General features: G+C 62.5%; 7 protein-coding genes. 3 read left to right on the top strand and 4 right to left on the bottom strand.

Features of this window, described 5'->3' with window-relative positions; translation table 11 throughout:
- The 4 genes from ACY693_RS14170 to ACY693_RS14155 all read right to left on the bottom strand — a co-directional run.
- Positions 1-509 (bottom strand): Clp protease N-terminal domain-containing protein (locus ACY693_RS14170; protein WP_462322470.1); only part of this gene is annotated, 509 nt, incomplete at its 3' end.
- Between the two features lie 322 nt (positions 510-831).
- Positions 832-1,221 carry a CBS domain-containing protein gene (locus ACY693_RS14165; RefSeq protein ID WP_462322469.1) on the bottom strand — a complete coding sequence of 130 codons (390 nt, stop codon included), beginning with the start codon at positions 1,219-1,221 and terminating at the stop codon, positions 832-834.
- Positions 1,222-1,255: 34 nt separating this feature from the next.
- Positions 1,256-2,779: an SDR family oxidoreductase gene (locus ACY693_RS14160; RefSeq protein ID WP_462322468.1), complete on the bottom strand. Its 1,524-nt coding sequence runs from the start codon at positions 2,777-2,779 to the stop codon at positions 1,256-1,258.
- 45 nt (positions 2,780-2,824) lie between these two features.
- Positions 2,825-3,859, bottom strand: a complete 1,035-nt coding sequence (locus tag ACY693_RS14155; RefSeq protein ID WP_462322467.1) for an alpha/beta fold hydrolase — start codon at positions 3,857-3,859, stop codon at positions 2,825-2,827.
- A 206-nt stretch (positions 3,860-4,065) separates the two neighbouring features.
- Between ACY693_RS14155 and ACY693_RS14150 the strand changes: the two genes are divergently transcribed.
- From ACY693_RS14150 to ACY693_RS14140, 3 genes are all read left to right on the top strand, one after another.
- Positions 4,066-4,644: a L,D-transpeptidase family protein gene (locus ACY693_RS14150; protein WP_462322466.1), complete on the top strand. Its 579-nt coding sequence runs from the start codon at positions 4,066-4,068 to the stop codon at positions 4,642-4,644.
- 376 nt (positions 4,645-5,020) lie between these two features.
- Positions 5,021-5,242, top strand: coding sequence for an LPS translocon maturation chaperone LptM (lptM, locus tag ACY693_RS14145; protein WP_462322465.1), 222 nt, complete (start codon positions 5,021-5,023; stop codon positions 5,240-5,242).
- Between the two features lie 9 nt (positions 5,243-5,251).
- The coding region (locus ACY693_RS14140; RefSeq protein ID WP_462322464.1) for a diaminopimelate decarboxylase family protein at positions 5,252-5,749 on the top strand (498 nt) is incomplete at its 3' end.

Below are 5,749 nucleotides of genomic sequence, written 5' to 3'. Positions count from 1 at the left end.
TCGGTCATGTCGATGGTGTATTTCTCGAGCGCCTGACGCTGCTCCTCGGCGTTCGGATCACTCACTGCCTCGCCGCCGCGCAGGTTCTCGATGGCTTTCTCCAGCGCGCCCTTGCTCGCACCGGCCTCGCGCAGCAATTTGCCGAGCTCGCCCTTATCCTCGAGCGCGGCGAGCACGAACAGCTCGGAGCTGATGTACTGGTCATTGCGCGACTGCGCCAGCTTATCGGTGAGGTTGAGCAGTTTGCCCAAGGCATTGGAAACGGTGACGTCGCCGCCGGTACCCGAGACCTGCGGCAGACGCTCGAGCATCTCACCAAGTGCTGAGCGAAGCCGATTGACGCTAACGTCGGCCTGCGCCAGTAGATGGCGCACGGTGCCGCCGTCCTGATCGAGCAGGGCCACCATCAGATGCACCGGCTCGATGAATTGATTGTCGCGGCCCACCGCGAGACTTTGCGCATCGGCGAGGGCCATCTGGAACTTGCTTGTCAGCTTGTCCATTCTCATTGTGCGTATCTCCGACAAACACTAAGGTTATTGCCGAATTGCGGCGGACTCACTCAGAATTCAAGCAGTTGTTAGGGCGTTTTGCTAGGCCATAAGCGCGTCGGTCTTGCGCGTGAGTCCTGCCAGCCCCGGCGAGCCCGCTGTCTTCAGGGCTTCATAAGGTTTAGATGCTGTCAGGCCAGTAGGGCTTGGATACGCGCAGATGACTCGGGCGGATGGAAACGGTGATCAAGTCCCGCCTAGATCAGCAATCGTGACCGTGAATGGGTCCGTGAGGCATCAGGCATCAGCAAAGACTGATGCCTGAGCTGGAGCTGCGGCTTTAGCGTGCTGCCAGCAGCTGCGCAAGTGCGTGCAGCAGATCGGTCTCGGTGATGATGCCGACGAGGTGGCGTCCACCGTCGGTGGAGACCGGCAGGCAGCCAATCCGATCACTGCGCATGCGCTCGACCGCGACGCTGAGATCGGCATCCGGGGCGATGGTGGTCACTGGACTATGCATCACCTCGCCGACCTCGGTCGGTGCCTCCTTGAAGCAGCGCGCGGCCAGCTGCAGATCGCGTCGGGTTAGGATGCCGATGACGGTGCCTTCGGCGTCGACCACGGGCAAGTGGTGTAGGTCGCGCTCTTCCATGATCTGGAACGCCTCTTGGTAGTCGGCGCTGGTCTCGATCGTTACTGGGGTCGCGGTCATGTAATCGCTGACGTGCATGGAAGGCTCCTTTGGCGGTTGTGATGGTGGTTGATCAACCCGAGCGAGCCTCGGCTCGCTGGCAGATCGCCTTGGCCGTGCCGCTGAAGATGAACTGATGGGCTGGCTGGAAGCTGTACCAATAGGCCAATCCCCAGACTCCGGCTGGATGCCAGTAGGCAGTGATACTGAGCTTGGTGCCGCCATCAGCGCGCGGCTCCAGGTCAAATTCCAGCATCCCAGCGCCGGGGGCGCGCATACCGAAGGCCAGACTCAGACGGCGCTCGGGCTCGAGACCGATGACGCTCCAGGAGCCGATCCGATCGCCGACGCGCAGCTCGGTCGGGTGGCGGCGCCCATGCTGTCCGCCGGGGCCGCCAGCGAGCTTGTCCATCAGGTCGCGCAGCTGCCAAAGACCGTTCATGTAGTACCAGCCTTCAGAGCCTCCGATCCCGGAGACCAGCGGCCAGACCGCGCTTGGCGGCGCCGAGGTCTCGGCGCTGCCTCCAGCGCGCTTGGCGTAATAGGCATAGTCGATACGTTGTTGGCGCACGGCGAAGGCTCCTTCGATCCAGCGGGCGACGACGGGCGCACTTTCGCGCTCGGCGGCGAAGACGGCTTCGACCGCCTCACGGAAACCGAGCAGATGTTGGGGTACCAAACGCTTCAGCTCGCTGTCGTCAGCGGAAAAGTCATGCTTGAGCCCCTCGATCAGGGCGCGGGCGATGTTGGTCGGTACTGCCGTCACGAAGCGCAGCCAGTAGGCCGAGAGCTTCGGGGTCAGCACGGGCACAGGGATGATCAGTGGCGGGCGCCGGCCGCCCACCTCGGCCAGGATGCACATCATTTCCCGGTAGGTCAGGGTCTCTGGGCCGCCGGCGTCGAAGATGCGACCTTCGGCTGCCTCGAGCTGTGGTAGCCGCACCAGGTACATGAGCAGATTGTCGAGCGCCAGCGGTGGGGACTTGGCCTCGACCCAACGCGGTGTGATCATCACCGGCAGGTGATAGACCAGGTCGCGCATGACCTCGAAGGCGGCCGAGCCAGGCCCAACGATGATGCCTGCGCGTAGCTCGGTCACCGGGACCTTGCCGCGACGCAGAACGTCGCCAGTATCGCGGCGAGAGACGATATGCTCGCTCTCGGCATCGTCCGGAACCAGGCCGCCCAGATAGACGATGCGCCGAACACCGGCACGCTCGGCTGCTTCAGCAAAGTTGGCCGCGGCCTGGAGGTCGAGCCGCCCGAAGTCCTTGCCGGCGGCCATCGAGTGCACCAGGTAGTAGGCGATCTCGATACCGGCGAGCGCTCGGTCAAGACTCGGGGACTCGAGCGCATCGGCGGTGACAATCTCGACGCCATCCCAGCCGCGCGCCTCGAGCACTGCGCGATTGCGACTGCTCACGCGCACTGCGATGCCCTCGTCCAGCAGTCTCGGTACCAGGTGGCTGCCGATATAGCCACTGGCGCCAAACACCAAGCAGCTTGGCCTGTCGTCTGGGCCTTGCCCAGAGGCTGGATCGGTTGCCTGCGTTGGGTCCAGGCTAGGCTGTTCTTGTTGCTCGGCCGCTGCGCTCATCATCGCGTCCTCGGTCGGAGGGATGTCTTGAGCCGCGTCAGCGGCTCAGGGTGTTGGCTCGGCCTGAAGGCCGCGTGCCGCGAGCCAGTCTCTGATCGCCGCTTCGACCTGGTCTGGGCATTCTTCCTGAGGCAGGTGGCCGCAGCCGGAGAGTTGCACCAAGGTCGCATTCGGCAAGGTCTTTGCGGTGGCCATTGTATCGCTCATGGGTACGATCTGATCGGCATCCCCGGTCAGGACCAGCGTGGGCTGCTCGATCTCCCCAAGACGCTCGGCAATGGTCACCGGATCAGTCAGCGAGCGCTGGAGCAAGGCGCCCCAGGCAAGGTCCCAGCCTGCCATCAGCCGATGGGCGCCTGTCAACGCGCGCCGCTCTTCATCGATCTTCGATGGGTCGGCATAGGAGTAGTCGAGCAGCGGGCTGTCGCGGCCCAAGTAGCGCGCCAGCCCCAGCGAAACGCGCTGTATCTGCGGTAAGCCGACGAGCCAGTCCGGCAAGATTGGCCGCTTTGAATACACCCAAGGGGCGATCAGAATGAGTCCGGCGACGCGCTCAGGTTGGGCGAGTGCTGCCTCCAAGGCGAGCGTGCCGCCGGATGAGTTTCCAACCAGGATCAGCTCGTCGAGCTCGAGCGCATCAGCGAGCGCGAACAGCCGCTCAAGAGCGGCAGCTTTGCTGTAGATGTCTGGTCCTTGCTGAGCATCAGGTACCGGCTTGGCGCTCAGTCCATAGGGCAACTGATCGTAAGCGACCACTGGCCCATATTGGGCAAAGACGTCGAACAGCTCGCTCCAGGTAAACAGGTTGAAGGTGAAGCCGTGCAGGAGCATAAAGGCTGGGCCCTGCACCGCCTGCTCCAGCCCCGCCAGGTAGTGAAGCTCGTGGTCTTCTTCAGCCCGTTCTTCAGCCGAGGTCGGCAGCGCGATGAAGCGGCTCTCAGGCGCTGCGACGAGCGCGGCATCGGTGACCCCAGGTGCCGGTCCTGGACTGATGGCGAAGGGACCCAACAGGGCTGCAGCCAGCCCGAGGACAAGGATCAGCACCAGGAGGCTTAGCAGGATGCGCAGGAGGATTCGCATGGGTTTAGGAGACGCCGCGGGCCGGGATAAGCTTTCGTGTGAACAGAGCACGACGGATGCTAGCACAGGCGTTTCGATCGCTTGGGTCAAGGGTTCCCGAGATGATCCTGCGCTAGCCCGCATTGTGGCCTATCGCTCGCCTCGTGGCTCGAGTAGAATCCATCTCAGGTTTGCTCCCTAACGGGCTCACTTTAGGACTATTACCGATGCTCAAGCGCGGGTATTTCAGCGGTGTCCCGAGCCGGCACTCGAGTGGCGGCCGATCGCAGTCTCTGTGGCTCGTGCTCACGATCATGCTGGTGATCGTCGGCCTGAGCGCGGGCTGTGCGTCGAAACCGGCTGCGACATCGAGTCCTTACGTGGATTCGGTGCTGGTGAAGAAGTCGAAGCGAACGATGGAGCTGCACAAGGATGGCGCCGTCTATCGCACCTATCGCATCTCGCTCGGAGACCAGCCTCGCGGCCATAAGATTCAAGAGGGCGATGAGCGCACCCCCGAGGGCAACTATGTCCTAGATTGGCGCAACCCAAACAGCTCGTTTTACAAGTCCATCCATGTGTCGTACCCGAACGCACTCGATCGCACTGTTGCGCGCTCGCTTGGGGTCTCGCCGGGTGGCATGATCATGATCCATGGCTTGCCAAACTGGCTCTCGTCGCCACGCCTGGCTGAAGAGTATCGGCGCACAGACTGGACGGATGGCTGCATTGCGGTGGGTAACGAAGAGATGGACGAGATCTGGCGGCTGGTTCGCGATGGCACACCGATCACGATCTTGCCCTAGCTCCGCGGTCCAGATCCGACCCAGTAAGGGGTCTCAGAGGGCGGCTAGAGGCTGGTGCTAGAGGTGGCCCAGGTGCGAAAAGTCATTCATACTCTAGGGTCTTCCCGGACACTGTTGTAGAGGCCGCCAACGAGCGGCGGAGGTTGAGGATGTTACTTGTCGCACTATTTTGGGTCGCGGTGGGCATTGTCATCGGCTGGAATTGGCCTCAGCCGCCTTGGGCCAGAGAGGCGCAAGACAAGGTGGTGGGATTCGTTAAGGGTGTGATTGGCAAATAGGTGATCCCAGCTCGGTGATCTAAGTAGGTGATCAAGACTCAGCACCGCGGCAACCCCAGCCGCTTGCTCGACCTTGCACGATCCGACAGTATTGAGTCATGAATTGCTGGGCCCGCTATCTGCTGTACCTGGTCATCGCGATCCTTGCGCTCGGTCAGATGCTGGCCGCTTGTGGCCAGAAGGGTCCTTTGTATCTGTCGGATACTAGCCAAGGCGGCGCCAGCCAAACAGCGCCAATCCCTGGGCCGGACAGGTCTGATGAGGGCCTCGAGGCCCTTGACGACGTGCCGGTGGTGCCGTCCGAGCCGGAGAGCCCCTGACCCTCGCTTATGGATCACTTCAACTACCAGGGAGATCAGCTGTGTGCCGAGCAGGTTCCGTTGCGCGTCATTGCTGAGCAGTTCGGTACCCCTTGTTACGTCTACTCTCGTGCCACTCTGACCCGCCACTGGCACGCCTTCGACAAGGCCTTCGGCCGCCGTCCGCACCTGATCTGCTTCGCGGTCAAGGCCAACCCGAATCTGGCCGTGCTCAACCTGCTCGCGCGCTTGGGAGCCGGCTTCGATATCGTTTCGATCGGCGAGCTGGAGCGGGTGTTAGCGGCTCAGGGTGATCCTGCCAAGGTGATCTTCTCTGGGGTTGGCAAGCGCGCTGACGAGATCCGCCGGGCGCTCGAGGTTGGTATCCGCTGCTTCAACATCGAATCAGAATCAGAGCTTGAACGCATCAATACCATCGCGGCCGAGCTCGGCGCAGTGGCGCCGATCTCGTTGCGAGTCAATCCTGACGTCGACGCTCAATCCCATCCCTATATCTCAACCGGGCTC

This window comes from Halochromatium sp. (assembly GCF_054919635.1).
Note: the sequence above shows the minus strand (reverse complement) of the source record. Positions and strands in the feature narration are given on the sequence as shown.